A 25,699-nucleotide genomic window follows, 5' to 3' on the forward strand; every position below is an offset into this window, starting at 1 on the left:
TATGTGGTAATCGCCCTCGCAGCACCGTGACAGCCGGGTTGACGCCTCTCGATGTTGGTGTAACTATTGGACACAGAAAATCGGTCCCATGAGGAGAGGCAGTGACGACGATGTCCGCAGCCGTGACGTCCGCCATCGATCCCGATCTGGCGAAGGCTCAGGAATACGCATCCAAACTGCTGCTGTTGTCGGAAGGCTCCGTCAACCGGCACTTCGATCCTTTCGAGGACATCGACTGGGATCACCCGGACTTCGACGTCGACGCGGGCCCGCATCGCTGGATCCTTCCGGTCTCCGGTGACGCGCTCGGCCGCCACCCCTGGTACCGCGCGCTCCCGGACGAGCAGAAGATCGCCATCGGCAAGTACCGCCAGGCCAATGTCGCCAAGGTCGGTCTGCAATTCGAGTCGATCCTGATCAGCGGCATGGTGACGCATAATTTCGGGCTGCCCAACGGCTCGCCGGAATTCCGCTACTGCTCCCACGAGATGATCGAGGAGCACAACCACACCCTGATGTTCCAGGAGATGGTGAACCGCATCGGCCTCGACGTGCCGGGCATGGGTCCGCTGGTCTCGAAATTCAAGTACCTCGGCGCCCCGGTGGCCGCGCTGTTCCCGAACCTGTTCTTCATGGCGGTGCTCGCGGGCGAGGAGCCCATCGACCACATCCAGAAGGCGATCCTGCGCTCCGGTGAGGAAGTGCACCCGATCATGCGCGGTGTGATGGCGATCCACGTCGCCGAGGAAGCCCGCCACATCTCGTTCGCGCACGAATTCCTCGAGCAGCACGTGCCGGATCAGAACGCCGCCAATAAATTCGTGCTCTCCCTCGCGATGCCGATCGTCATGTGGATTCTGGGCCGGTCGATCTACACCCCGCCGCGGTCGTTCTGGAAGGAATTCGACATCCCGGACCATGTCCGCAAGGAACTGTTCTACGGAACCCCGGAAGCCAAGCGGGAATTCGCCGACTTCTTCGGCGACGTGCGGACCCTGGCCAGGAATATCGGCCTGATGAACCCCATCGCGCGCGGCGTGTGGAAGCTGTTGAAGATCGACGGCCACACCACCCGCTACCGCTCGGAGCCGCTGCGCGGCAAGGCAGCCTGAGCGGTACACCGATATGCCCTACGTCGTCACCCGATCCTGTTGCAGCGACGCGTCCTGCGTCTACGCCTGCCCGGTCAACTGCATCCATCCCACGCCCGACGAGCCCGACTTCCTGTCGGCGGAGATGCTCTATGTCGACCCGCAGGCATGTGTCGACTGCGGCGCGTGCGCCAGCGCGTGCCCCGTCGACGCCATCACCTCATCGAAGAAGCTGACCGAAGAGCAGAAGCCGTTCATCGAGATCAACGCCGATTTCTATCGGCGGTCCCGGCCGCGCCCGCTGCTCGCGATGCCGGTGCCCGCCGCCGAGATCGACGCGGGAGGGGAACCGCTGCGGGTGGCGATCGTCGGCTCGGGACCGTCGGCGATGTACGCCGCCGACGAACTGCTCACCCAGCCCGATGTCTCGGTGACGGTCTTCGACCGGCTGCCGGTGCCCTACGGCCTGGCCCGGCACGGTGTCGCTCCCGATCACGGCCGAACGCGGCAGGTGGCCGGCCTGTTCGACGTGATCTCGGCGCAGCCGGGATTCGGTTCGTACCTGAATGTCGAAGTGGGCGAGCACATCTCCCACGACGAACTGCTCGCGCATTTCCATGCGGTGATCTACGCGGTCGGCGCTTCGTCGGACCGGAAACTGGGCATTCCCGGCGAAGGTCTGCCCGGTAGCGTCTCCGCCACCGATTTCGTCGCGTGGTACAACGGCCATCCCGACCACGCCGCCGACGAGTTCGACCTGTCGAACCCGCGCGCGGTCATCGTCGGCAACGGCAATGTGGCGCTGGACGTCGCCAGGATCCTGACCGCGGATCCCGAAGAACTGGCGCGGACCGATATCGCCCCCCACGCGCTGCGAGCCCTGCGGGCGAGCCGGATCGAGGAGGCCGTGATCCTCGGCCGCCGCGGTCCAGCCGAATCCGCCTTCACCGTGCCGGAATTCGTCGGTCTGCTCGGCGCCGACGTGGATATCGCGATCGAGGGCGAGCTGCCCGACTACGGTGTGGAACTGCCCTACCAGGTCGAACAGAAGCTGAAACTGCTGCACGCGGTGCGGAACCGGCCCTTCGGCGCACGCAAACGCATCGTCCTGCGCTACCTGTCCTCGCCGGTCGAGATCCTCGGTCCCGACGCGGTGACAGGTATCGAGGTGGTGCGCAACGAACTCGTCCTCGGCGAGGACGGTCGCGTCGGCGCGCTCGCGACCGGGGACACCGACAGTCTCGACGCCGGACTCGTGCTGACCTCCGTGGGCTATCGAGGAGTGCCGTCGGCGGGTATGCCGTTCGACGACCGTGCCGGGATCATCCCGAATCTCGCGGGGCGGGTCCTCGAAAAGCCCGGTGGCGCGGTACTTCCCGGCGGATACGTCACCGGGTGGATCAAACGCGGTCCCACCGGCTTCATCGGCACCAACAAATCCTGCGCGCAGGAGACGGTGCGCGCGCTCGCCGAGGACTTCAACGCCGGACTGCTGCGCGAACCGATTGGCAGCGCGGCGGAATTCGACAGTCTGGTCCGCGCTCGCCGTCCCGCGGTGCGCGCGAGCGGCGCCGTCCTGCGGCCCGCGCGCGGTCTGCGGCGACTGCTGTCGCTGTCTCGCGCCTGATCACGCACCGGCACTCGTCGTCCCGGTGCGGTACGGAATTCTCCTCTCCGGATTCCGTGCCGCACCCGGGGCGACGAGTGCCGGTTTTCGTGTGCCTGGCTCCGGCCACCCGTGTGGCCGAATCCTCGACATGATGTCGCGTTCGATCCCGTCCATCGTTCGGGTCTCGCTGTCCGGATCGTGAAGATCGACGGGCAAGCTATGGTGTGGTTACCAACCGGTCGGTGCGTGCTGTCCTATTCCCGACGTCGACTCCGTGACGGTTTGCGAATCCTGCGGAGTGCGGAATTCAATGGCTGAGAAGTAGCGGAATCCGGTATGGCACATCGGTTTTCCTGCGAGCCGGTCGCCATGATCTCACCGCTCGAAACCGATCTACCAGTATCTTCATGCTCGTATCAACAGGATTCGCAGGATTCATACCGAAATCGCATCCCTGATCACCGAGTGGCAGCTAACCTGTGTGAGCTGTTTGGAAGACGACCGCGGCCACATGGGTGGACATGTGATGGACGTGGTCACGGTGCGTTGACGGGATAGCGATGACTACAGGGCTGGGTTTCAGCATTGGTTCAGTGAACTCCGTATCGGCCACGCTGAGCGGAGAACGCCTACGACCGTGGGTGCGGACACGGCGCACGGCACTGATCTACGACAACACCGGCAACAGCGGCGGCGGGGGCACGCTCCGATTCGAGACGGCCGTCACCGAATTCGCGGATCTGAGCCTCGATCCGGAGCCGGTGAGCGTCGGCGGGCGGATCTACTCGCCCGCGAATCTCGTCGCGGCGGTGACCAACGAACTCATCGCCGCCTCCGAGCCGAGCGCGGGCGTCGTGACGACCTATCCGGCGGTGTACTCCGACAAACAGGTCGCGCTGCTACGCCAGGCGCTCGATCTATCCGGGGCGCGCGACGTTCTGCTCGTCCCCGAAGCCGTGGCGGCGGCCGAGTGGCTCGACCGCGAGCGCGGCCCGTTCGAATCCGGGTTCGTCCTGGTCTACGACCTCGGCGCCAACAGCCTCGACGTCGCGGTAGTGCGCGTCGGCCCGGACTGGCCGGACCATCCGATCGTCGGAAAACCGGTGCGCTCACACGAATTCGGCGGCAGGCCGCTCGGCGCCATCATCGCCCGCTACGCGCGCGGCGCCACACCGGACGGCACGGCCTCGTCGATAGCGCCACGTGACGCTCGGGATCTGCGGATCGCGCACATCAGGAAATCCTTCGACCTCGTGCGATCCTGCGTCCGCGCCAGCGGCCGCACCATGGCCGATATCGACCGGATCCTGGTCGTCGGCGGGGCGGCCAGGCCCGCCGAGGTCGCCCGCACCGTCGCCGAACTCGGCAGACCGGTGGTGATGTCGGCGGATCCGGGCCAGTGCTGCGCGGCGGGAGCGGCGCATTTCGCCGCCCGCGTCTTCGCGCCCGCCGATATCGGCGGACATCGCACCCCGAAGATCGGCGTATTCTCCAGCGCCGCCGTCGCTTCCGCGCTCGCCATGTCGGCGGCGACGGTATTCGGCGGCGCCGGGGAGCAGGACATGTCCCCCGTATTGGAAATCCTGCCCGGCGCAGAGATATTCGCCGACGGTCTGCTCTACGACCCGCACGGTGATTCCGCCCTCGACCGGGTCGTCCGGCAGGGACTTCCGCTCGCGGGGACCACGGCCGCACCGGTCGGCAACGGACCGGGTCTCGCCGCTTTAGCGCGCACCGCCCCGATGGGTCCCTCGATAGCCGAATCGGGTCGCGCCGCGCGCCCGGACCCCCGGTCCTGCTGCGCGCATCTGCGCGACGGCAGGCTGTACGCCGATCCGGCACATTTCGTGAATCCGTTGCCCTTCAACGCCCTGAACACCGCGCGTTCGGTATCGGGTAAGCCGATCTCCTGGCCGGACGAGCGGCAGGTCCCACACGTGAGCCTGCCCGGCGAGAGCACGGATAGTTCCGGCACGCCCCGGCATTCACAGACGGCACCCGATTCGGGCGCGGGTAGCGGCGCGCCGTCGGGCACGGGCGGCGGTGGTGCGTCCGGTGGAGCCGGAAGTGTCGGTGGCGGAGCGTCATCGGGGACAGGCGCGGCCGCGGATTCGGGCGGCGGAGCGAGCGACGGCCAGCAGAATTCCGGCGAGTCGGGTGCGTCTTCCGGTGACGGTGACTCATCGAACGGAGCGCACGGTTCCGACAGTGCGGGTTCGGGCGGTGCGGGTTCCGGCGGTGCCGGTTCGGGTGCGTCCGGCGGCAGCCCTTCCGAGGGTGGCGCATCCGGTGACGGGTCCAGCGGTGGCAGCGGCGGATCCGGGACGTCCGGTGGCGGTGCGTCCGGTGGCAGCGGCGGACCGAGCTCGGCCGGATCCGATTCGGGCGGAGCGGGTTCCGGAGCTCCCGGCGGTGCCTCCGGAGGCCATCACCCCGGTGGTGGCGCGTCGGTCGGCGGTTCACCGGGCGCTTCGTCCGGCGGAACAGCGCCGGGCGGAGCCGCAGGCGGCGGCCCCGGCGGATCGAGGCCGGGAACTTCGGCGGGTGCCGGAAACCCGGGAGGCGGCGCATCCCCCGGGGGCCCGTCGAGCCGCTCATCCGCCGGCGTCGGCAACGGTGGCCCGTCCTCCTCGGTGGGCGGCTCCCACGGTGGCCTCGGCGGCGGATTCGGCGGCCCCGGTGGCGGCGGGGCACGCGGCGGCATGGGTGGCGGTGGCGCGCGCGGGCGATGATGCTGCGCACGGATTTGTCTCAGGACGGCTGACGGATCGAGGGGTGGAGACGCGCGAAAAGCGATGTTGTGGCGCACGATTCGCCTCGACGCGGGTCGCGGAATGAGTGGCGAGTGCGCGCTGGCGATGGCACCGGGCACGGGTTGTCTCGGCGCGGGCGGTGGGAGGGGTGGTAGAGGCGAGTGCGGACAATGACACGGGAGACGGGCTTGCCGGGGAACCCCCTCGCTGCTCGGTGAGCAACTATTCGAATCCGGCCCGATCCCTCCCCGACGCGACCCGCTTCCATCCGATGATTCGTACAGGCCGACCGCCACTTTCACCCTCCGCGCCTGCGACCGTGGCGGGTGGGCGCCCGATGTGCGCTCGTACCGGTGACGACTCGGGGATGCGCGTTGCACAATGGGCTGGTGGATGTTGTCGGGGGAGGGCCGCGCCTGATCGCGCTGGATGTGGACGGAACCCTGATGGAGACCGGTTCGCCGATCAGTAAGCGAGTGGCGGGCGCGGTCCATCGTGCCGTCGACGCGGGGGCGCACGTGGTGGTCACGACGGGGCGCACGCTGCTGACGACGCGGCCGGTCCTGGAGGAATTGGGACTGGTCGACGGGCACGCGCTGTGTTCCAACGGCGCGGTGCACATCGACGTGGCGCGCGACGAACCGGTCGCGGTGCAATCCTTCGATCCGGCCCCGGCTGTCGCAGCGCTGCGAGAGTTGTTCCCGGACATGATCTTCGCGGTGGAGAAGGTCGGCGTCGGGACCTGGGCCACCGGAAGCAGTCCGGGGGAATTCTCGATCGGCGATTATCTGCTGGTCGATCACGGCGAACTCAGCCGCGAGCCGACCCCGCGGCTGAACGGCTGGTGGCCGGACGGCTCGTTGGAAGAGATGCTGCGACAACTGAAATCGCTCTACGTGCCCGGCGCGAGCTGGGTGCACGGTGAATTCGGCCCCTGGGTGACGGTCTCGCGCCGCGGTGTCTCCAAGGGCTGGGCGCTGGAACGCCTCCGCACCGCGCTGTGCGTCCCGCGCGAGGCCACCCTCGCCATCGGCGACGGCTACAACGATCGCGAAATGCTCAGGTGGGCAGGGCATTCGGTCGCGATGGGGAACTCGCCCGACGAGATCAAGGTACTGGCGGACGAAGTCGCCGACGACGTCCGTGACGACGGTGTCGCCAAGGTGCTCGAACGCTGGTTCCCCGGCTGATCCCGCCTCGATTCGCCGGGGCGGTGTCGCCGTTCGCGTCTACACGCCGCCGGTCTTCGCGACCACCTCGAGGTAGTGCGGATTGGACATGATGCCGAGGGTGTTCCCGAACGGGTCGACCACGCAGGCGGTCACGAAACCCTCGCCGTCGCCCTGGGCGGTGATCGGCTGGTACTCCTTCGCGCCCATGGCGAGCAGCCGTTCGAAGGTGGCCGCCAGATCGTCGACGTGCCAGTACACGATTCCGCCCGCGCCCGGTTCGTTGCGGGCGCTCGGCGGCGCGTAGGCGCGGTTGATGATGCCGAATTCGTGCTGGTAGTCGCCGAGGCGGAATTCGTAGTACCCGTTGGGGACGTGGTAGTAGGGCGCTAGGCCGAGGAATTCGCTGTACCAATCCTTGGCGGCCTCCAGATCGTCGGCGTAGTAGGTGGTTGTCGCCATTCCACGAAGCATGTCGAGCTCCTTCGGTTCGTTGTTCTCGCTGGTGGAATAAGAATCGCAGCCAAAGTGTGCACGGAATGAGCACTTTTACCGGAAGAATCGGGGTATGCGAGCGGACCGGTTGGTGGCGACCCTGTTGTTGATGCAATCGCGCGGTCGGGTGACCGCGGCCGAGGTCGCGGCCGAACTCGAGGTCTCGGTGGCCACCGCGCGCCGTGACCTGGAGGCCCTGTCCGCGGCGGGCGTCCCGGTATATCCGCAGCCCGGCCGGGGTGGGGGCTGGTCGCTGGTCGGCGGTGCGCGGACCGATCTGAGCGGGTTGAACGAACCGGAGGCGCGGGCGTTGTTCCTGCTGGCGGGCTCGTCGGCGGGCGCGGAGCCGGAGGTGCGGTCCGCGTTGCGCAAACTGGTGCGCGCACTGCCGCGGACCTTCCGCGCCGACGCGGAAGCGGCGGCCGAAGCGGTGGTCGTCGACCCCGCGCGCTGGGGGCAGCACGACCGGACCCGGCCCGGCGTGGTCACCCTGTTACAGCGCGCGGTGGTGCGCCGCCGCCGGGTGCGGCTGGTGTACGAGCGTTCCGGTGTGCGTTCGGAGTGGCTGGTCGATCCGTGGGGGCTGGTCGACAAGGACGCCATCTGGTACCTGATCGCCGGGACCGACCGAGGCAGGCGAACTTTCCGCGTCGATCGAGTGGTCGATGCCGTGATCACCGACGAAACCGCCGCTCGGCCCGCGGATTTCGATCTGGCCACCGCGTGGGAGGAAGTGGTCGGGGATATGGAACGGCGCCGCGGCGCGGTCGCGGCCACCGCGCTCGTCTCCGCCGAACTGCTCCCGGTGCTGCGTGATCAGCAGGGCAGGCATTGCGAAGTGGACGGACCGGCCGAGGACGGTCGCGTGCGCGTGCGTGTGACCGCGCCGAGCGCGAATATGGTCGCCAGGCAATTGGCGGGCTGGGGCGCCGATGTCGAAGTCCTGGGGCCGCAGGCGGTTCGGGACGAACTCGCGGCACTCGGTGCGGAGTTGATCGAACGGTATCGACGCTGACTCGGACATATCGAACAAAGGACTACGCGCACCGTTCCGGGCGTGCGCGAGGACGGTGCCGAAATATTCTGTCGCCGAATGGAAACGGAATCGCTTTCGTTGTTCGCCACGAATTGACCGTAGGAGCGGGATGGTCCCTCGGTCGGGCGTGCCCGGCCGTGGTGGCACGAGTGAGGACGACCGGAAGTAAGTGTCCTGGCAACCTGGTGACGATCTACGATGCCGGTAGACGAACCAAGGGTGTGTCAGTCGGATGTCGAGATGTCATCGGAGAATTCCGGCGAATCGGACGATCTCATCGTTTGCCGATCGGCTGCCCCTATACGCCCGTGAATGGAAAAACTGTGCGATAGAGTGTCGCTCGCGGACGTCGTCCGGGCACTCAATACATCATCGAATCGGCTCCTCGGTATGAATCGAACATGTTTCGTTCTGTACTGCTCGGATGATTCATCGAGCGCGCGGATTTCACGCCGGGGGTCGGGGAGGAACAGAAACAACATGGTCCGTGGGACTTTCAGGAACGCAGCGCGCACACTGATCGCGGCGGTGCTGCCGATCGCGGCCGTCGTCGCCTTCGCCGGTATCGCCGCCGCCGATCCGGGGCAGGTCGTCCAGGCGCCCGCGCCGGTGGCGCGGCAGGTCGCCGAACCCGTGGCGAGTGGTCTGTCGTTGGAGGAGGTCGCGACGAACCCGGAGGCGCGCAATTCCGATCCGCTGGTCAACGGCGCGGCGGCGGGTGCGCTGGCCGGAGCCGCCGGATCGGGCTTCCTGTCGGGTGTTTCGTGCGGCCCGCTCCTGATTCCGTGCGCGATCCTCGGGGCGGCCAGCGGTGCGCTGTGGGGCACCGCGATCGGTCTCCTCGTCGGCGCGGTGGCACCGGGTGTGGTGCCGCAGGTGCTGCCCTGATCCGGCCGCGTTCGTGACACCGGCGCTGTGTCTCGCACGTGCCGACCGTCGTGCCGGGAGGCGAAATCGCATCCGGAGGGTGCGGCGATCGTGCGCGCCGTCAGGCGCTGTCGGGCTCACCGGTGTGTCGAGCACCGGTAAAGCGCCGGAGTAGACGCAAAGAGCGGGTGGCACCGAGCCCTCGGTGCCACCCGCGTGTCGGCGAGTTCGCGGATTGCCCTGCGCTCAGCGAGACAGGGGTGTCACTTCGCGGCGGTACTACTCGGCAACAGCCCGCTCAGCGTGCGCACGGTCTCACCGGCCACCACCGCGTGCCCGCTCGACGTGAAGTGGATCAGGTCCGCGCTCATCAGATCCGGACGCAGCCGTAACGGGTGATCCCAGAACTCCACGACCGCGATGTCGTAGCGTAGGGCCGTCTCGCGCACGGATGTCGTTCAACTCGGCCATCCGGTCCCGCAGCGGACGCATCGGCGCCATCCGCTCGGTCTCCCACACGTCGGCGAGAATGAAGGTGAATATCTGCGCTCCGCTGCGGGACAACGCCGCGAAGAGGGCATCGAGATCCTTCCGGATCTCCTCCGGGCCGCCGCGCGCGAACAGGTCGTTGCCCCCGCAGGTGACGTGTATCAGGTCGGGCCGGAAATCCAGTGCGGGACCGAGCTGTTCGGCGATGACCTCGCCGATGGTCGCGCCGACCCGGCCGGTATTGAGATAGGCCAGTTCGGGATTCACCGAGCGGAGTACGGCCGCGACCCGGTCCGACCATCCCGAGGTGAGATAGCCGGGGCTGGGATCGCCTACCCCGAGTGCGACCGAATCGCCGATGACGGCGAAACGTCGCCACGGCGCGCCGTCGAGGAGTTCGCGGGCCGCGTCGGCGGGCACCAGCATCGGATCGTCGGCTTCGGTGCGAAAGATACTGTCGGTCATCGTTACTCCTGTTCGGTGCCGGCGGGGACGCGGGACGGGATCGCGGTGATGATCGCGGCGACCACGGCGATACCCGCGCACACCGCGAAGACGAGGTGGAACGCGGCGAGCAGATCGTCCGCGTGCGCGGCCAGGATCGCCGCGAAGACGGCGACGCCCAACGCGCCACCGACCTGACGCGCCGTCAGATTCATACCGATACCGGCCGCGAACTGTTGCGGCGGAAGGGCACTCGCCGCCGCGGTGCCGAGCACGGTCACCGCGATGCCGACCCCGCCGCCGCCGAGCACACCCGCCGGGACCCATGCCGACCAGAACGCGGCATCCGGACCGAAGGCGTCGGTGCTCAGCCAGATCGCGGAGGCGGCGAACATCGACGCCCCGACGACACCCACCCAGCGTCGCCGACCCGGATCGGTCACCCGGCCCGCCGCCGTGGCGGTGATCATCGACGCGACCGCGCCGATGGTGAGCGCGCCCGCCGAGGCCAGGACCGAATAGCCCCAGATGGCGTCGAGGAACAGCGGCCCGGCGAGCAGCCAGGTGAACATGGCCGCCCCGAAGACGAACGAGGCCGCGTTGGCCAGCGCGTACGACCCGCTGCGCCACAGCGTCACCGCGATGGCGGGTTCGGGGTGACGTGTCGAGCGGAACAGGGCGAACAGCAGCAGGAGCGCGCCCCCGCCGAGCGCGGCGATCGTGCCCGCCGAGGCCCAGCCCCAGCGCTGCCCCTCGGTCACCCCGGCGACCAGACCGCCGAGTCCGAGCGCGACCGCGAGCGTACCGAGCGGATCGGGCATCGCCCCGCGGCGTGGCCCGGTGTCGGAGACCGGAATGCGAAGGGCGGGCAGGATCAGGCCCAACGCGACCGGCACATTGATCACGAACACCGAGCGCCAGCCGAAGACCTCGACCAGCGCGCCACCGATGGCGGGTCCGACCACGGCGGCGAATCCGCCCGCGGCGGTCCACGCGCCGATCGCCGCGCCGATCCGCTCTCTGGGAGTGCTGTCGAGGACGAGTCCGAGCGCCGCGGGCATCATCAGCGCCGCCGTCGAGCCCTGGAGCAGCCTGCCCGCGATCAGCCAGCCCGCGGTGGGGGCGAGGGCGCACAGCAGTGACGTGAGCGCGAATCCGGCCAGGGCGATGAGGAATACGCGGCGACGGCCCAGCGTGTCGGCGATGCGCCCGGCCGGGGTGAGCAGTGCCGCGAAGGCCACGGAGTATCCGCTGACCACCCACGTCAGTGTGGTGGTCGCGGTGCCGGGATAGTCGCGGGCGATCGAGGGGAAGGCGATATTGACCACGGAGAGGTCGAGGAACGCGATGAACGCGGCGCCGCAGGCGATCAGCAGGGTGCGCGTGGCAGCCTTCGACGCCGGGGGAGCGGTGGTCCGCGTGGACACTTCGGCCATGTCTGTCCTTAGGGAGCGAATGCTGCGGCAATTAAAAGTACGACCGTTCGTACAATAAAATACGACCGAACGTTCATATATGCAAGGCATCGGTGGGACAATGGACTCCATGGTCGAGACGACATCAGCTTCCGCGCCGCACGTCACCGATCAGCGGCTGGTCAAAGGCGCGCGTTCCCGGGCGTCCATCGCCAGACATGCCGCGGATGTCGCGACGGTCGAAGGGCTGAACGGGGTCAGCATCGGCAGACTCGCCACCGACCTCGGCATCAGCAAGAGCGGTATCGCCACCCTGTTCGGCAGTAAGGAAGCGCTGCAACTCGCGGCCGTGCACGCCGCGCGCGAGGTCTTCGTCGAGCAGATCATCGCTCCGAGCCTCGGGGAACCGCGCGGTGTGGCCCGCGTGCGTGCGCTCGTCGACCGATGGTTCGACCACATCACCGAACCCCCGTTCCCCGGCGGCTGCTTCCGCACCGCGGCCCTGATCGAGTTCGACAGCAGGCCGGGCCCGGTCCGGGACGCCCTCGCCGCCGACCACGAGGAATGGCTGGTCTTCCTCGCCGGGGAGATCCGCAAGGCGCGGGACATGGGCGAACTACCCCCCGTCGACCCCGCCACCCTCGCCTTCGAACTGGACGCCGTGGTCAGCGCGGCCAATATGGCCTGTCAGCTGGGATCGGAAACCAAGGTGAGTACGGCGAGGTCGATCGCCGATCGTCTGCTCGGCCGGGCGGAAAGTTGACGTGTCGCCAGGGTCCGTTCCCGAGAACCGTGCCGAACGTGAATCGCGTTCGCTGACCTCGGGAGTCGCCGAAGCGGTGCGGCGAGCGAAGGTTCGTGTCGAGATCACGGTGATGACCGACCCACGAATCCATCGACGGGCGTTCGGCGGGCCGGTGAAACTGTTCGCGCCCGAGGGTGCTGAGAAGAGCGGGGCTCGCCGAGCCGCGTAGTCGCGCGGACGGATCAGGCGGTGAGTGCCATGGCGTCCACCCGTGCGACGTCGTAGCGGTCCCAGGCGATGTCGATGAGCGCGGGGTGCGCCCCGATGACGTCGGCGTGCACGAGATCGGTTGCCGCGCAAGCCAATCGGTCGGTCAGCAGGCCGGGGGCGAGAAACCACGGGGCGACGAGCACCCGGTCCGCGCCGCGCGCCCGCAGGCGTGCGGCGGCCTCGCCGAGCGTGGGTTCGGTGGTGGCGTAGCAGATTTCGGTGAACCAGCCGGTGTCGGCGGCCAGACGGCGTGCGACATCGGCGGTACGCGTGTTGGCGGCCGCGTTCGAGGAGCCGACGGCCGCGACCGCGACACCGACACGGCGGGGACGAGTCTCGGGATCCAGCCTCTGCCGCACCCGATCTCGTAGCGCGTCGACCAGGCGCGGGTCCGGTCCGAGGACGTCGGCCTGGGTGAGGCGCAACCGCGGATGCCGCGCTCGCGCCGCGTCCAGCAGCGCGGGCAGGTCGATTCGGGCGTGGAACGCGCTGCCCAGCAGCAGCGGGGCGACCACGGCGTGCGTATGTCCCTGTGCGGCAACGGCGTCGACGACCCGGTCGACCGAGGGCGCGCTCAGATCGAGGAAGGCGAGGCGGACATCGATGTCGGGTCGAACCGAGGCGATATCGGCGACCACGGCCGCCATCGTCGCCGCGGATCTCGGGTCACGGCTGCCGTGCGCCACCGCGATCAGGGCGGGCCGGTCGGTACGCGCCGACCGGGGGATCGCCGCATCACGCACCACCCCGGCGGCGTCGCCGAACGCTCGCGCGCCCGGTGTGACGATGCCGATCGAGGTGAGCACCTCAGACCCCGGCGCCGACCTCGACAGCGCTGAGCACGTCACCGACGAGTCCGGCGCCGAGGGTGTTGCCGCCGGCCGGATCGATGAGCAGGAAGCTGCCGGTATGGCGGTTGACTCGGTAGTCGTCGGCCGCGATCGGCTCGGCGACGCGGATCGAGATCAGGCCGATATCGTTGAGTGCCAACGATTCCGGGCTCGGCTCGGCGGCCAGGCGCTGTTCGTCGAACCGTTCGACCAGCGTGCCGACGATGACCTGGGTGGTCCGGGTGCCGTGCTTGAGCAGCAGTCGGGCGCCCGCGCGCAACGGTTTGTCGCCGAGCCAGCAGACGGTGGCGTCGAAGGTGTCGATGGGTTCGGGAGCGTCGGCGACCGAGGCGATGACGTCGCCGCGCGAGATATCGACATCGTCGGTCAGGATCAGCGTCACGCTGCGGCCCGGCTGGGCCACCGCGAGTTCGCCGTCGGGGGTGTCGATGCGGGCGACCGTGGTGCGGATACCGGAGGGCAGTACGACGACCTCGTCGCCGGGGGATACCGACCCGGCGGCGATCTGCCCGGCGTAGCCGCGGTAGTCCGGGTATTCCGCGGTGCGCGGCCGGATGACGTACTGCACCGGGAAACGCAGCCCGATGGAATGCGCGCCGGTGCTGTCGGCGTCGACCGGGACCGACTCCAGGTGTTCGATCAGCGAGGGGCCGTCGTAGTACGGGGTGTTGGTCGAGCGCGAGGCGACATTGTCACCGTGCAGCGCCGACACCGGGATCTCCAGTACGTCCTCGGCGGTCCAGCCGAGCGCGGTGGTGAGGGTGTTGAATTCGGCGGAGATCGCGGTGAACACGGCCGCCTGCGCCGCGGTGCGGGCCTCGTCGGTCGGCTCGTCCTGACCGACCAGGTCGATCTTGTTCACGGCGAGAACCAGTTTGGGCACGCCGAGCAGTGCGAGCACCGCCGCGTGACGGCGGGTCTGCTCGATGACACCCTTGCGGGCGTCGACGAGCAGGATCACCAATTGCGCGGTGGAGGCTCCGGAGACGGTGTTGCGGGTGTACTGCACATGCCCGGGGGTGTCCGCGAGCACGAAAGACCGTGCGGGGGTGGCGAAGTAGCGGTAGGCGACATCGATGGTGATGCCCTGTTCCCGCTCCGCGCGCAGGCCGTCGACGAGCAACGAGAGATCCGGGGTCGCCAGACCCTTGTCCACCGACGCGCGGGTGACGGCGTCGATCTGGTCGGCGAGTACGGATTTCGTGTCGTAGAGCAGCCGTCCGACCAGGGTGGACTTACCGTCGTCGACAGAACCGGCGGTGGCCAGTCTCAATAGGTCGGACATCTCAGAAATAACCCTCTCGCTTACGGTCTTCCATCGCGGCCTCGGAGACCCGGTCGTCACCACGGGTCGCGCCGCGCTCGGTCAGTCGGGACGCGGCCACCTCGGCGAGAATCGCCTCGTTGTCGCCCGCGTCGGAAAGGATGGCTCCGGTGGAGGATCCGTCGCCGACGGTGCGGTAACGCACCGAACGGGTCTCGAGCGCCTCACCGTCGCGGGGACCGCCCCAGACGCCGGGGGTCATCCACATGCCGTCGCGCTGGTAGACCGGACGCTCGTGGGTGTAGTAGATGCTGGCCAGGTCGACATCCTCGCGGGCGATGTAGCGCCAGATGTCGAGTTCGGTCCAGTTGCTCAGCGGGAAGACCCGCACGTGCTCGCCGGGCGCGTGCCTGCCGTTGTACAGATTCCACAGCTCGGGACGCTGACGCTTGGGATCCCACTGGCCGAAGGCGTTGCGCAGCGAGAAGATCCGCTCCTTGGCGCGGGAGCGCTCCTCGTCGCGACGGCCGCCGCCGAAGACCGCGTCGAAACGGTTCTCGGTGATCGCGTCGAGCAGCGGAACGGTCTGCAACGGGTTGCGGATACCGTCGGGCCGTTCGGTGAGACGCCCGTCGGCGAGATAGTCCTCGACCTTGGCGACATGCAGTCGCAGGCCGTACTTCTCGACGATCCGATCCCGGAATTCCAGCACCTCGGGCAGGTTGTGACCGGTGTCGACGTGCAGCAGGGCGAAGGGCAGCGGCGCGGGCCAGAAGGCCTTGAGGGCCAGGTGCAGCAGCACCGTGGAATCCTTGCCGCCGGAGAACAGGATCACCGGCCGCTCGAATTCACCGGCCACCTCGCGGAACACGTGGATGGACTCGGATTCGAGAGCGGCCAGCGTGTCGAATTCGCTGATGCCGAGTGAACGTTCGCTGATGGTTCCGGTCATGATTGGTGCAACCCGCATTCGGTCTTGGCGAGGCCGGCCCAGCGGCCGCTTCGCGGATCGGATCCCGGCTCCGGCTTCCGTGTGCACGGAGCGCAGCCGATGGACGGATATCCCTCTTCCACCAGGGGATTGACGAGAATGCCGTGCTGTTCGATATAGGACTGCATCTCGTCGTCGGACCACGGTGCGATCGGATTGATCTTCACCAGCCCGAAGCCTTCGTCGAAGGAGATCAGCGGGGCGTTGGCCCTGGTGGGGGCCTCCACCCGGCGGATCCCGGTCACCCAGGCGTTGTAACCGCTGAGCGAATTCTTCAGCGGAACCACCTTGCGCAGGCGGCAGCATTCGGCGGCGTCGCGGGCGAAGAGATCTTTACCGAGCAGTCGATCCTGTTCGGCCACCGTGGCTTCCGGCGTCACGTTCACCACGTTCACCCCGTACACGGCTTCCACCGCGTCACGGGTGCCCATCGTCTCGGCGAAGTGGTAGCCGGTGTCGAGGAACAGCACGTCGACGCCGGAGCGAATCTCGGCGGCCAGGTGCACCAGCACCCCGTCCTGCATATTCGAGGCGACGATGTAGCTGGTGCCGAAGGTCTGTTCGGTCCAGCGCAGCAGGTCCACCGCCGACGCGTCCGACCCGAGTTCGGCCGCTCCGCTCTCGGCGATGCCCCGCAATTCGTCCTCGGACAGTTTCTGCGCGAGTTTCGTTGTCACAATTGATCTCCCGTCACACCGGCCGTGCTCACCGCAGGTCGGCCTCGTCGGCGCGAACGGCCCACTGGGCGAACCGCTCACCCTCTTCGCGATGCTTGACGAAATTGCGCACCACGCGATCGATGTAGTCGCCGAGTTCGACGCTGGTCACCTTGTGCTGACGCAGTTTGCGCCCGAAGGCGCTGTCGAGTCCGAGGCTGCCGCCGAGATGAACCTGGAAACCCTCGACTTGATTCCCGTCGCCGTCGTCGACCAGCTGTCCCTTGAACCCGATATCGGCGATCTGGGAGCGCCCGCACGAGTTGGGGCAACCGTTGATGTTCACCGTGATCGGCACGTCGAGGCCGGCGTTGATATCGGCCAGTCGCTGCTCGAGTTCGGGCGCGAGCACCTGCGAACGCTTCCGTGTCTCCACGAACGACAGCTTGCAGAATTCGATACCGCTGCACGCCAGCAGATTTCGCCGCCACATCGACGGACGTCCCTGTAGGCCGAGCGGTTCCAGTTCGGCGATCAACGAGTCGACGGCCTCGTCGGGCACGTCGAGCACGATCAGCTTCTGGTACGGGGTGAACCGGACGCGATCGGAGCCGATCCGCTCGACGGCGTCGGCCACCTTCGTCAGCACGGTGCCGGAGACCCGGCCCGCGATGGGGGAGAAGCCCACGGCGTTGAGACCGTTGCGCAGCCTCTGGACGCCGATGTGGTCGATCGGCTTGGACGGCTGCTCGGGCGCGGGACCGTCGATCAGCTTGCGCTTCAGGTACTTCTCTTCCAGCACCTCGCGGAACTTCTCGATACCCCAGTCCTTGATCAGGAACTTCAGGCGGGCCTTGGTGCGCAGTCTGCGGTAGCCGTAGTCGCGGTAGAGCGAGACGACCGCCTCCCACACATCGGCGACCTCGTCGAGCGGAACCCAGGCGCCGACCCGCTGCGCGAGCATCGGGTTGGTGGACAGGCCGCCGCCGACCCACAGGTCGAGGCCCGGTCCGTGTTCGGGGTGTTCCACACCGACGAAGGCGATGTCGTTGATCTCGTGCACCACGTCCTGCTGGCCCGAGATCGCGGTCTTGAACTTGCGCGGCAGGTTGGAGTATTCCTTCTTGCCGATGTAGCGCCGCACGATCTCATCGATCGCGGGCGTCGGGTCGATGATCTCGTTCAGCGATTCGCCCGCGAGCGGGGATCCGAGCACCACGCGCGGGCAGTCGCCGCAGGCTTCGGTGGTCTGTAGGCCGACGGCCTCGATGCGCCGCCAGATCTCCGGGACGTTCTCGACCTCGATCCAGTGGTACTGGACGTTCTCGCGGTCGGAGAGGTCGGCGGTGTCGCGGGCGAATTCGGTGGAGATGCCGCCGAGGGTGCGCAACTGCTCGACGCTGAGCGCGCCCGCGTCGCAGCGGATGCGCATCATGAAGTATTTGGCTTCGAGCAGGTCGATGTTCTCGTCGCCGGTGAAGGTGCCGTCGTAACCCTGTTCACGCTGGGTGTAGAGACCCCACCAGCGGAAGCGGCCGCGCAGATCGCCCTTGTCGATACTGTCGAAACCCTGTTTCGAGTAGATGTTCTCGATGCGGGCCCGCACGTTGAGCGGGTTGTCGTCCTTCTTGGACTGTTCGTTCGGATTCAGCGGTTCGCGATAGCCCAGCGCCCACTGGCCCTCGGCTCGGCGGCGGACCGGCTTCCCGGTGCGCTCGCGCGGGCCCGCGGGGGTCTCGCGTCGTGGACGGTCGGGTCGTACGCGCCGCTCCGAGGCGGGACGTTCCGGACGCGCGCGCTGTCCCGGCCCGGATTCGGGCGTGGACTGATCGCTGGGACCGGCGTCGGTACTCGACGTCATGGGGGTCGCTCCTGCTGGTGTTGGTACATCCGTGCTGAAGGGGCGAGGGGCTGACTCGCTCCCGCGGTGTCAGCGGACCGATGCGATATCGGAGAATTCCGGGCAAACCCGGGAATGCGCGCCGCTGAGTTACCGGTGACAACCGGACTGACAACTGGCACTGCAGACGCGCTTGAAGTCGACGTGGCGTCGTGCCACAAGCCGTACTCCTGATCCGCGCATGGGGCCCATTGTGCCATGTACGAACGCCCGATCCGACCGCCCTGCCAGTATTTCCCGCGAAAGTGGGGGAAATGCCCTGTACCGCCGGGTCTATTTGTGACGGCTGTCATAGTTGCTTGCCTGAACCCGGGTGGTGATGCATCCGTTATGTCCGATAAGCGATGTGTGGCGTGATTTCGGTCGGTGTATCGCCTTCGTCACACGGGCGGTCCAGCACGTCCGCCCGGAAACAGCGGCCCGCGCCGGGACAGTCACACTGGAGGGGTGAGTTCACCCGCCGCGACATCGACGAACGCCGAGCCGACGACCCCGGCGCTGCGTGATTTCGGCGGCGGACCGTTCGGGATATACATCCACGTGCCGTTCTGCGCCACGCGCTGCGGATACTGCGATTTCAACACCTACACCGCGGGCGAATTGGGCACGTCGGCCTCGCCGCAGTCGTGGCTGGAAGGTCTGCGTGGCGAACTCGCGACGGCCGCTGCCCGGTTCGGCGACCTGCCGAGCGCGACGCCGCCGGTCGAGACGGTCTTCGTCGGCGGCGGCACCCCGTCGCTGCTCGGTGGCTACGGTCTCGCCTCGGTACTCGACGCCGTCCGCGCGAATTTCACCCTCGCCCCGGGCGCGGAGGTGACCACCGAATCGAATCCGGAATCCACCGCACCCGCCTTCTTCGACCGGATCCGCGCGGCCGGATACACCCGCGTCTCCCTCGGCATGCAGTCGGCGGCCCAGCACGTGCTGTCGGTACTCGATCGGACCCACACCCCCGGCCGCGCGGTCGCGGCGGCGAAAGAGGCGCGTGCGGCGGGGTTCGACCACGTCAACCTGGATCTGATCTACGGCACCCCCGGTGAGTCCGACGCCGATCTGGACGCCAGCCTCGACGCCGTCCTCGCCGCGGGCGTCGACCACGTCTCCGCGTATTCGCTCATCGTCGAGGACGGCACCGCCCTGGCCCGCCGGGTGCGCCGGGGCGAACTGCCCGCGCCCGACGAGGACGTCCTCGCCGCCCGCTACGAACGCATCGACGCGCGACTGTCCGCGGCCGGGCTCACCTGGTACGAGGTGTCGAACTGGGCGGCGGGCGATTCGGCCCGGTGCAGGCACAACCTCGGCTATTGGGACGGCGGCGACTGGCTCGGCGCGGGGCCGGGCGCGCACAGCCACGTCGGCGGTGTGCGGTGGTGGAACGTCAAACATCCGGCCCGCTACGTCGACCGGGTGGCCACCGGCGACCTGCCCGCGGCGGGCTGGGAAACCCTCACCGAGGACGAGCGCTACACCGAACGCGTCATGCTCACCCTGCGCCTGCGCACCGGCCTCCCACTGGCCGACCTCGCCCCCGAGGCCGCCCCCGCCGTCGACCGGGCCGAACGCGACGGCCTGGCCCGCCGCACCGGAACCCACCTGATCCTCACCGACGCGGGCAGGCTTCTCGCCGACGGCGTCGTGCGAGACCTCCTCGTCTGACCGGCCCGTCTCCCCGCGCTCGTGGCAGCCGTCGCCGTGACGGATCCGGCCGGACGTTGTAACGTTCCCGCCGACGTGCGAAGCCTCGAAACGGGGAGCGAGGAGCCGGTGGACACCGCGCGGCGTGGTGACATATCCGCAGTCGACGTGCGCGACTCTGGGCGTGCGCCACTATGCGGTACCGGTGAACCCGTATAGGCTCCGAACAACCCCGAGGAGTCCTATGCCACCGGCACGTCACATGTCCCTGATCCACGAGCAGAACGAGTTCGCCGAGGCGCGGGCCGCGGAGAAGGCGGAAACCGCCCGTCAGAGTGCGATCGCCGCCAGGACCGTCGCCAGCCATTCCGAGAACGCCGACGACTGCCAGTCGCTGCTGGCGATGCTCGGTCTCGACGCGCTCGCGGGCAAGCACGCCAAGAGCATGCGCTAGTCCTCACGACAGGCGTTCGGGCACACGGGATATTCCGGTTCGGCGCGGTGTGACATTCCTCGGAGTGCCACCCGAGGCCCGGTAGGCTCCCTGTGCCCGGGCGACGCGGCGGTGACCCGACTTGTGTTCGGAGCGGCCGCGCGAAGGTCCCGCAGGACCTCCGACCCGCCTACACGGCGGAATGCTCGGAATGCGCCGGACCACGCGAACATTTTCGTTTCGAAACATATCCGCACGTCGTCACTCCCGATGGTGTACCTCCGGTCACAGCCGTCTCGCACAGTCAACGCCGTTTCCCCCTGCGACTTATGCTCGATCGACGTCCGATTGTCGGTCGAGTTCAGCTCGAGGAGATTTCGTGTCCGTGTCAGGAGTACGTCCGGTCGTCTTCATCCACGGATTGTGGATGCACAGCAGTAGCTGGGACCCGTGGGTCGAACTGTTCAGCGCGTCGGGATATCGCGCACAGGCGCCCGGATGGCCCGGTGACGGACCGACGCCGGAGGCGACAAGGGCGAACCCGGACGAGCTGAACAATCGCGGCGTCGCCGAGGTCACCGCGCACTACACCGAACTCATCGCCGCGCTGCCGACACCGCCGGTGGTGATCGGACATTCCTTCGGCGGGCTGATCGCGCAGCAACTGCTCGCCGCCGGATCGGCCGCCGCCTGCGTCGCCATCGCGCCCGCGCAGTTCAAAGGCGTGCTCGCGCTGCCGCCCGCCCAACTACGCAGCGCGCTACCCGTGCTCGGCAAACCCTGGTTGCGCGGCAAGACCTGGGCGCACAGCGCGGACAGTTATCACCGTTCGTTCGCCAACGGGGTACCGCGTGAGGAATCGGATCAGCTCTTCGCCGACTACGCGATCCCCGCACCCGCGAAACCGCTGTTCCAGGCGGCGGTGGCGAATTTCGTCCCGGGCAGCGAGGCACAGGTCGACACCGCCGCCGAACGCGGTCCGCTGCTGATGTTCGCGGGTGGACTGGATCGCACGGTGCCCGTGGCCACCGTCCGCGCCGCGCACAAACTCCAGAGTCGCAATCCCGGCGTCACCGAACTGGTCGTACTGCCCGATCGGTGCCACTCCATGTCCGCGGATCACGGCTGGCGTGAATTGGCCGATACCGCACTGCAATTCCTGGAGAAGAACCTGCCGGACGTCCCGCCCGGCAGCTGACACCCGTCGCACGACACACTCACCCGAGGAGTTCTGTTATGCCGACCGTCGCCACGAAATTCGGGTCAGCGCTACGCGGTACCCTCGCCGCGCTCGCACTGTCGCTGACCGCGGCGCTCGCCGCCGCCGCCCCCGCGCAGGCGTCGCCGCAGCCGACCATCGTCCTCGTGCACGGCGCCTTCGCCGACACCACGAGCTGGGACGGTGTGGCGGCGCAGCTGCGCTCCGACGGTTACACCGTCCTCACCCCGGAGAATCCGTTGCGCGGCCCCGCCTACGACGCGGCGGCCGTACAGCGGACGCTCGACACCGTCTCCGGGCCCATCGTGTTGGTCGGTCACTCCTACGGCGGATTCGTCATCACCCAGATCCACGATCCCGATGTCGAATCCCTGGTCTACATCGCGGCGTTCGCCCCGGTCCGGGGTGAGGTCGCCCAGCTGGCGCTCGATCCGTTCCGGTTCCCCGGCAGCCAGCTGTTGCCGCCCGCGCTGCAAGTGGCGGTGGTCGACGATCCGCAGGGCATCGCGGGTAAGAACCTGGACGGCTACGTCGCGCCGGACCGGTTCCACGACGTCTTCGCGCAGGACGTCAGCGACGCCACCGCCGCCGACATGATCGCCCACCAGCGTTCGATCGCGATCGCGGCGAATCTGGAGCCCTCCGTCGCACCGTCCTGGGCGGATACGCCGAGCTGGTATCTGGTCTCGGCGGGCGACCGGGTGATCCCGCCGTCCTCGCAGCGCTTCATGGCCGATCGCATGGGCGCAACCACCGGCCAGATCGACGCCTCGCACGCGTCCCTGGTGTCGCGACCGGCCGAGGTCGCCGCGGTGGTCGAACTGGCCGTGGGCAACTGAGCCACGGGTAGTCGAGAACCGGGGTCCGCTGCCGGGTGATCGAGGCGATCGATCACCCGGCAGCGGGTCTCCGGAGCCGGAGGTGCCCACGCGCGATGATCGGGCTATTGGTGTAAGGGCAACTAGACTGGATACTCAGACGGAACCGGGCATCGGCGGACGAGAATCCCCGCCCGGGCGCGTCGATTTCTCTGCGACGCACCGATGAGCGAGGAGGTAGGCCCGATGTCGAGCACCGAGGACCGGCGCTTCGAGGTCCTACGCGCGATCGTCGCGGATTACGTGGCGACGAAGGAGCCCATCGGGTCGAAAACCCTGGTCGACCGCCACAATCTCGGCGTCTCCAGCGCGACCATCCGCAATGATATGGCGGTGCTGGAAGCGGAGGGCTACATCACCCAGCCGCACACCAGTTCGGGGCGTATTCCCACCGACAAGGGCTATCGCCAGTTCGTCGACCGGATCTCCGAGGTCAAACCCCTCTCGGGTCCCGAGCGCCGGGCGATCATGGAATTCCTGGAATCGGGCGTCGACCTCGACGACGTGCTGCGCCGTGGCGTGCGGCTGCTCGCGCAGCTGACCAGGCAGGTGGCCGTCGTGCAGTATCCGACCGCCTCCGCGTCGACGGTCCGCCACATCGAGGTCGTCGCGCTGAATCCGGCACGCCTGCTGCTGGTGGTCATCACCGACACCGGCCGCGTCGACCAGCGACTCGTCGAACTCGGCGCGCTCATCGACGACGAGGATCTCGCGGTGCTGCGCGGCATGCTCGGCGGCGCGATGGACGGAAAGCGGCTCGCGGCCGCGTCGGCGGCGGTCGCCGAACTTCCCGAACACGCCCCGCGCACCCTGCGCGACGTACTGATCCGAGTGTCGACGGTGCTGGTGGAGACCCTGGTCGAACATCCGGAGGAGCGTCTCGTGCTCGGCGGCACCGCCAATCTGACGCGCAACGCTGCCGATTTCGGCCTTCCCGGATCGCTGCGCCACGTGCTGGAGGCGTTGGAGGAACAGGTCGTCGTGCTCAAGTTGCTGGCAGCGGCCCAGCAACCGGGAACGGTGACCGTCCGCATCGGCGAGGAGACCCAGGTCGAGCAGATGCGCGGCACCTCCGTGGTCTCGACCGGCTACGGCGTTTCCGGCGCGATTCTCGGCGGTATGGGCGTACTCGGCCCGACGCGGATGGACTACCCCGGCACGATCGCCTCGGTGGCGGCCGTGGCACGCTACATCGGCGAGGTGCTGGCCGAACGCTGATCTCGGCGCCGCCGAGGTAGCGTGAAGGTAGCGCTGGGCACGGCCGGACAGTGTCGATCGAAGGCGCTGTTACTCTCGAACTTCCGGCCGGATAAAGTTGAGTGCATCCGACTAATGCCGACGGCGGTGGTGTGTGTTCGTGCCGCCGTGTGTATCCGGTCGGAACGGAGCAGACAAGGATGAGCCCACGCCCGGCCGGCAGGTCGGCGGTGGAGAGCGACCAAGGACTAAGAGACTCACGTGGCACGGGATTACTACGGACTGCTCGGCGTCGCCAAGAACGCGACCGACCAGGAACTCAAGCGCGCCTACCGCAAGCTGGCGCGTGAACTGCATCCCGACGTCAACCCCGACGAGGCGGCGCAGGCCAAGTTCAGGGAGGTGTCGACCGCCTACGAGGTGCTGACGGACCCGGAGAAGCGGCGCATCGTCGACCTGGGCGGTGATCCGCTGGAATCCGGCGGCGGTGGCGCGGGCGGATTCTCCGGTGCGGGTTTCGGTGGTCTCGGCGACGTCTTCGAAGCCTTCTTCGGGGGGATGAACACCTCCGGCGGCCAGCGCAAACCGCGCGGCCGGGTGCAGGCGGGCGCCGATTCGCTGTTGCGGACCAGGCTCAGCCTCGCCGAATGCGCGGTCGGCGTCACCAAACACCTGACCGTCGACACCGCGATCCTCTGCGACGTCTGCACCGGTGCGGGCACCAACGGCAACTCCAAGCCGGTGCGCTGCGAAACCTGCGGTGGCGCAGGCGAAGTCCAGTCGGTGCAGCGTTCCTTCCTCGGTCAGGTGATGACGGCGCGTCCGTGCCCCACCTGCCGCGGCGCCGGTGAGACCATCCCGGATCCCTGCCATAAATGCGGTGGTGACGGTCGGGTGCGCGCGCGCAGGGAGATCGCCGCGCCGATTCCGGCCGGTGTCGCCAGCGGGATGCGGGTTCGCCTGGCCGCCCAGGGCGAGGTCGGTCCCGGCGGCGGTCACGCGGGTGACCTCTACGTGGAGATCGTCGAGCAACCGCACGACGTGTTCGTGCGCGACGGCGACGACCTGCACTGCACGATCCGGGTCCCGATGGTGGACGCCGCGCTCGGCACCACCGTGGTCATCGACACCATCCTCGACGGCCCGACCGAACTCACCATCCAGCCGGGTACCCAGCCCAACGAGATCTCGGTGTTGCGCGGCCACGGCATGCCGCGCCTGCGTTCGGGCGCGCGCGGCGATCTGCTCGCGCACCTCGACATCGTGGTGCCGAGCAAACTCGACGGCAAACAGTCCGATCTGCTGCGCAAGTACAAGGGCATGCGCGAGCGCGACCGCGCCGAGGTCATGACGGCGCAGTCCGAACACAACAGCGGACTGTTCGCCCGGCTGCGCGCCTCGTTCAGCGGACGCTGACCCGTTGGCCGCCACGGTCTTCTATCTGGACGACATCCCGGAAACGGGCGCGGTGGCGGTCCTCGACGGTCAGGAAGGCCGTCACGCCGCCACCGTGCGCCGCATCCGGGTGGGTGAGCCGATCACGCTGTCGGACGGACGCGGACTGCTCGCCGAATCCGAGGTCGTCGCGACCCAGCGCGACCGGCTCGATCTGCGGATCCTGAATCGCACTGTCGCGCAACGGGTGACGCCCGCCGTCACGGTGATCCAGGCGGTACCCAAATCGGATCGCTCGGAACTGGCCGTCGAATTGATGACCGAGGCGGGCGTCGACACCGTCGTGCCGTGGCAGGCCGCCCGCTGCATCGCCAACTGGGAGGGCAAAGCCGCCAAGGCGGTGGAGAAATGGCGTGCGGCCGCGCGTTCGGCGGCGCGCCAGTCCCGTCGCCCCTACATTCCCGAGGTGGCGGATCTGCATCGGACCCGCGAGATCGTCGATCTGGTCCGCACCGCCGTATCCGGTGGCGCGATCGTGGCCGCGCTGCACGAATCGGGGGCGGGCAAGTTCACCGAACTACCGTTCGCCGGGGCGAGCGAGGTCATCCTCGTCGTCGGCCCGGAAGGCGGTCTGGACGATTCCGAGATCGCGGCGCTCACCGAGGCCGGGGCCGCCCCGGTTCTGCTGGGGCCGACGGTGCTGCGTACCTCCACCGCCGGGGCCGTGGCGCTTGGCGCGTTGGGCGCGCTCACCACCCGCTGGTAGACCCCCGAGCGTTCGGATACCGGCGGGAGGGCGTCACCGTCACCCACGGCGCGGTCCGCGCCGCCGCCGCGCGTCTGAGCAACTGGCGGAAGTACTCCCGCGGAATCTCCGATATGGCGCCGCAGGAGCGG

The 25,699-nt window shown here is 68.3% G+C and carries 22 protein-coding genes; 14 read left to right on the forward strand and 8 right to left on the reverse strand.

Features of this window, described 5'->3' with window-relative positions; all coding sequences use genetic code 11:
- Positions 1-110: 110 nt before the first annotated feature.
- The 4 genes from OG225_RS02125 (at position 111) to OG225_RS02140 (ending at position 6,643) form a co-directional block, all read left to right on the forward strand.
- Positions 111-1,112, forward strand: a complete 1,002-nt coding sequence (locus OG225_RS02125) for a diiron oxygenase (protein ID WP_405183164.1) — start codon at positions 111-113, stop codon at positions 1,110-1,112.
- 13 nt (positions 1,113-1,125) lie between these two features.
- Positions 1,126-2,718 carry an FAD-dependent oxidoreductase gene (locus OG225_RS02130; protein WP_405180173.1) on the forward strand — a complete coding sequence of 531 codons (1,593 nt, stop codon included), beginning with the start codon at positions 1,126-1,128 and terminating at the stop codon, positions 2,716-2,718.
- A gap of 575 nt (positions 2,719-3,293) precedes the next feature.
- Complete coding sequence (locus OG225_RS02135) at positions 3,294-5,432, forward strand: hypothetical protein (protein WP_405180174.1); 2,139 nt, start codon at positions 3,294-3,296, stop codon at positions 5,430-5,432.
- A gap of 410 nt (positions 5,433-5,842) precedes the next feature.
- The gene (locus tag OG225_RS02140) at positions 5,843-6,643 is read left to right on the forward strand and encodes an HAD family hydrolase (protein WP_405180175.1); all 801 of its coding nucleotides are present in this window, start codon (positions 5,843-5,845) and stop codon (positions 6,641-6,643) included.
- Between the two features lie 39 nt (positions 6,644-6,682).
- Here OG225_RS02140 and OG225_RS02145 read toward each other — a convergent pair whose 3' ends face one another.
- Positions 6,683-7,096, reverse strand: coding sequence for a VOC family protein (locus tag OG225_RS02145; RefSeq protein ID WP_405180176.1), 414 nt, complete (start codon positions 7,094-7,096; stop codon positions 6,683-6,685).
- Positions 7,097-7,190: 94 nt separating this feature from the next.
- Between OG225_RS02145 and OG225_RS02150 the strand changes: the two genes are divergently transcribed.
- Together OG225_RS02150 and OG225_RS02155 are read left to right on the forward strand one after the other, a co-directional pair.
- Complete coding sequence (locus OG225_RS02150; RefSeq protein WP_405180177.1) at positions 7,191-8,132, forward strand: helix-turn-helix transcriptional regulator; 942 nt, start codon at positions 7,191-7,193, stop codon at positions 8,130-8,132.
- A gap of 501 nt (positions 8,133-8,633) precedes the next feature.
- Positions 8,634-9,041, forward strand: a complete 408-nt coding sequence (locus OG225_RS02155) for a hypothetical protein (protein WP_405180178.1) — start codon at positions 8,634-8,636, stop codon at positions 9,039-9,041.
- A 294-nt stretch (positions 9,042-9,335) separates the two neighbouring features.
- Here the strand turns inward: OG225_RS02155 and OG225_RS02160 are convergent, their stop codons facing one another.
- Together OG225_RS02160 and OG225_RS02165 are read right to left on the reverse strand one after the other, a co-directional pair.
- The gene (locus OG225_RS02160) at positions 9,336-9,974 is read right to left on the reverse strand and encodes an SGNH/GDSL hydrolase family protein (RefSeq protein ID WP_405180179.1); all 639 of its coding nucleotides are present in this window, start codon (positions 9,972-9,974) and stop codon (positions 9,336-9,338) included.
- 2 nt (positions 9,975-9,976) lie between these two features.
- Entirely contained in the window at positions 9,977-11,389 is a 1,413-nt protein-coding gene (locus tag OG225_RS02165) for an MFS transporter (RefSeq protein ID WP_405180180.1), read from the reverse strand.
- Positions 11,390-11,498: 109 nt separating this feature from the next.
- Between OG225_RS02165 and OG225_RS02170 the strand changes: the two genes are divergently transcribed.
- Positions 11,499-12,131 carry a TetR/AcrR family transcriptional regulator gene (locus tag OG225_RS02170; protein ID WP_405180181.1) on the forward strand — a complete coding sequence of 211 codons (633 nt, stop codon included), beginning with the start codon at positions 11,499-11,501 and terminating at the stop codon, positions 12,129-12,131.
- A 224-nt stretch (positions 12,132-12,355) separates the two neighbouring features.
- On the opposite strand, the gene OG225_RS02175 is transcribed toward OG225_RS02170, so the two are convergent.
- The 5 genes from OG225_RS02175 to OG225_RS02195 form a co-directional block, all read right to left on the reverse strand.
- Complete coding sequence (locus OG225_RS02175) at positions 12,356-13,126, reverse strand: sirohydrochlorin chelatase (RefSeq protein ID WP_405183165.1); 771 nt, start codon at positions 13,124-13,126, stop codon at positions 12,356-12,358.
- 64 nt (positions 13,127-13,190) lie between these two features.
- Positions 13,191-14,519 (reverse strand): sulfate adenylyltransferase subunit 1, encoded by a 1,329-nt coding sequence (locus tag OG225_RS02180; protein WP_405180182.1) that lies wholly within the window; start codon positions 14,517-14,519, stop codon positions 13,191-13,193.
- A 1-nt stretch (position 14,520) separates the two neighbouring features.
- Complete coding sequence (cysD, locus tag OG225_RS02185; protein WP_405180183.1) at positions 14,521-15,468, reverse strand: sulfate adenylyltransferase subunit CysD; 948 nt, start codon at positions 15,466-15,468, stop codon at positions 14,521-14,523.
- On the reverse strand, positions 15,447-16,166 hold the full coding sequence (locus tag OG225_RS02190) for a phosphoadenylyl-sulfate reductase (protein ID WP_405180184.1): 720 nt from the start codon (positions 16,164-16,166) through the stop codon (positions 15,447-15,449). The genes cysD and OG225_RS02190 overlap by 22 nt, the downstream gene beginning before the upstream one ends.
- Before the next feature lie 28 nt (positions 16,167-16,194).
- Positions 16,195-18,006 carry a nitrite/sulfite reductase gene (locus OG225_RS02195; protein WP_405180185.1) on the reverse strand — a complete coding sequence of 604 codons (1,812 nt, stop codon included), beginning with the start codon at positions 18,004-18,006 and terminating at the stop codon, positions 16,195-16,197.
- Between the two features lie 537 nt (positions 18,007-18,543).
- Here OG225_RS02195 and hemW point away from each other — a divergent pair.
- The 7 genes from hemW to OG225_RS02230 all read left to right on the forward strand — a co-directional run bounded on the left by hemW (position 18,544) and on the right by OG225_RS02230 (position 25,568).
- A complete protein-coding gene (gene hemW / locus OG225_RS02200; protein WP_405183166.1) occupies positions 18,544-19,701 on the forward strand; it encodes a radical SAM family heme chaperone HemW in 1,158 nt (385 codons plus the stop codon).
- A 223-nt stretch (positions 19,702-19,924) separates the two neighbouring features.
- A complete protein-coding gene (locus OG225_RS02205; protein ID WP_109523768.1) occupies positions 19,925-20,134 on the forward strand; it encodes a hypothetical protein in 210 nt (69 codons plus the stop codon).
- Positions 20,135-20,492: 358 nt separating this feature from the next.
- A complete protein-coding gene (locus OG225_RS02210) occupies positions 20,493-21,311 on the forward strand; it encodes an alpha/beta hydrolase (RefSeq protein ID WP_405180186.1) in 819 nt (272 codons plus the stop codon).
- A gap of 38 nt (positions 21,312-21,349) precedes the next feature.
- Positions 21,350-22,171 (forward strand): alpha/beta fold hydrolase, encoded by an 822-nt coding sequence (locus OG225_RS02215; protein ID WP_405180187.1) that lies wholly within the window; start codon positions 21,350-21,352, stop codon positions 22,169-22,171.
- A 225-nt stretch (positions 22,172-22,396) separates the two neighbouring features.
- Positions 22,397-23,428, forward strand: coding sequence for a heat-inducible transcriptional repressor HrcA (gene hrcA, locus OG225_RS02220; protein ID WP_109523766.1), 1,032 nt, complete (start codon positions 22,397-22,399; stop codon positions 23,426-23,428).
- A 240-nt stretch (positions 23,429-23,668) separates the two neighbouring features.
- Complete coding sequence (gene dnaJ / locus OG225_RS02225; RefSeq protein WP_109523765.1) at positions 23,669-24,823, forward strand: molecular chaperone DnaJ; 1,155 nt, start codon at positions 23,669-23,671, stop codon at positions 24,821-24,823.
- 4 nt (positions 24,824-24,827) lie between these two features.
- On the forward strand, positions 24,828-25,568 hold the full coding sequence (locus OG225_RS02230) for a 16S rRNA (uracil(1498)-N(3))-methyltransferase (RefSeq protein WP_405180188.1): 741 nt from the start codon (positions 24,828-24,830) through the stop codon (positions 25,566-25,568).
- The last annotated feature ends 131 nt before the right edge of the window (positions 25,569-25,699 follow it).

It is taken from the genome of Nocardia sp. NBC_01377, assembly GCF_045040005.1.
GTDB classification, from domain to species: Bacteria; Actinomycetota; Actinomycetes; order Mycobacteriales; family Mycobacteriaceae; genus Nocardia; species Nocardia noduli.

Coding starts and splice junctions, on each gene's coding strand:
- OG225_RS02125 (WP_405183164.1), top strand. CDS start 111: ATGTCCGCAGCCGTGACGTCCGCCATCGATCCCGATCTGGCGAAGGCT.
- OG225_RS02130 (WP_405180173.1), top strand. CDS start 1,126: ATGCCCTACGTCGTCACCCGATCCTGTTGCAGCGACGCGTCCTGCGTC.
- OG225_RS02145 (WP_405180176.1), bottom strand. CDS start 7,096: ATGCTTCGTGGAATGGCGACAACCACCTACTACGCCGACGATCTGGAG.
- OG225_RS02150 (WP_405180177.1), top strand. CDS start 7,191: ATGCGAGCGGACCGGTTGGTGGCGACCCTGTTGTTGATGCAATCGCGC.
- OG225_RS02155 (WP_405180178.1), top strand. CDS start 8,634: ATGGTCCGTGGGACTTTCAGGAACGCAGCGCGCACACTGATCGCGGCG.
- OG225_RS02160 (WP_405180179.1), bottom strand. CDS start 9,974: ATGACCGACAGTATCTTTCGCACCGAAGCCGACGATCCGATGCTGGTG.
- OG225_RS02165 (WP_405180180.1), bottom strand. CDS start 11,389: ATGGCCGAAGTGTCCACGCGGACCACCGCTCCCCCGGCGTCGAAGGCT.
- OG225_RS02170 (WP_405180181.1), top strand. CDS start 11,499: ATGGTCGAGACGACATCAGCTTCCGCGCCGCACGTCACCGATCAGCGG.
- OG225_RS02180 (WP_405180182.1), bottom strand. CDS start 14,519: ATGTCCGACCTATTGAGACTGGCCACCGCCGGTTCTGTCGACGACGGT.
- cysD (WP_405180183.1), bottom strand. CDS start 15,468: ATGCGGGTTGCACCAATCATGACCGGAACCATCAGCGAACGTTCACTC.
- OG225_RS02195 (WP_405180185.1), bottom strand. CDS start 18,006: ATGACGTCGAGTACCGACGCCGGTCCCAGCGATCAGTCCACGCCCGAA.
- OG225_RS02205 (WP_109523768.1), top strand. CDS start 19,925: ATGCCACCGGCACGTCACATGTCCCTGATCCACGAGCAGAACGAGTTC.
- OG225_RS02215 (WP_405180187.1), top strand. CDS start 21,350: ATGCCGACCGTCGCCACGAAATTCGGGTCAGCGCTACGCGGTACCCTC.
- hrcA (WP_109523766.1), top strand. CDS start 22,397: ATGTCGAGCACCGAGGACCGGCGCTTCGAGGTCCTACGCGCGATCGTC.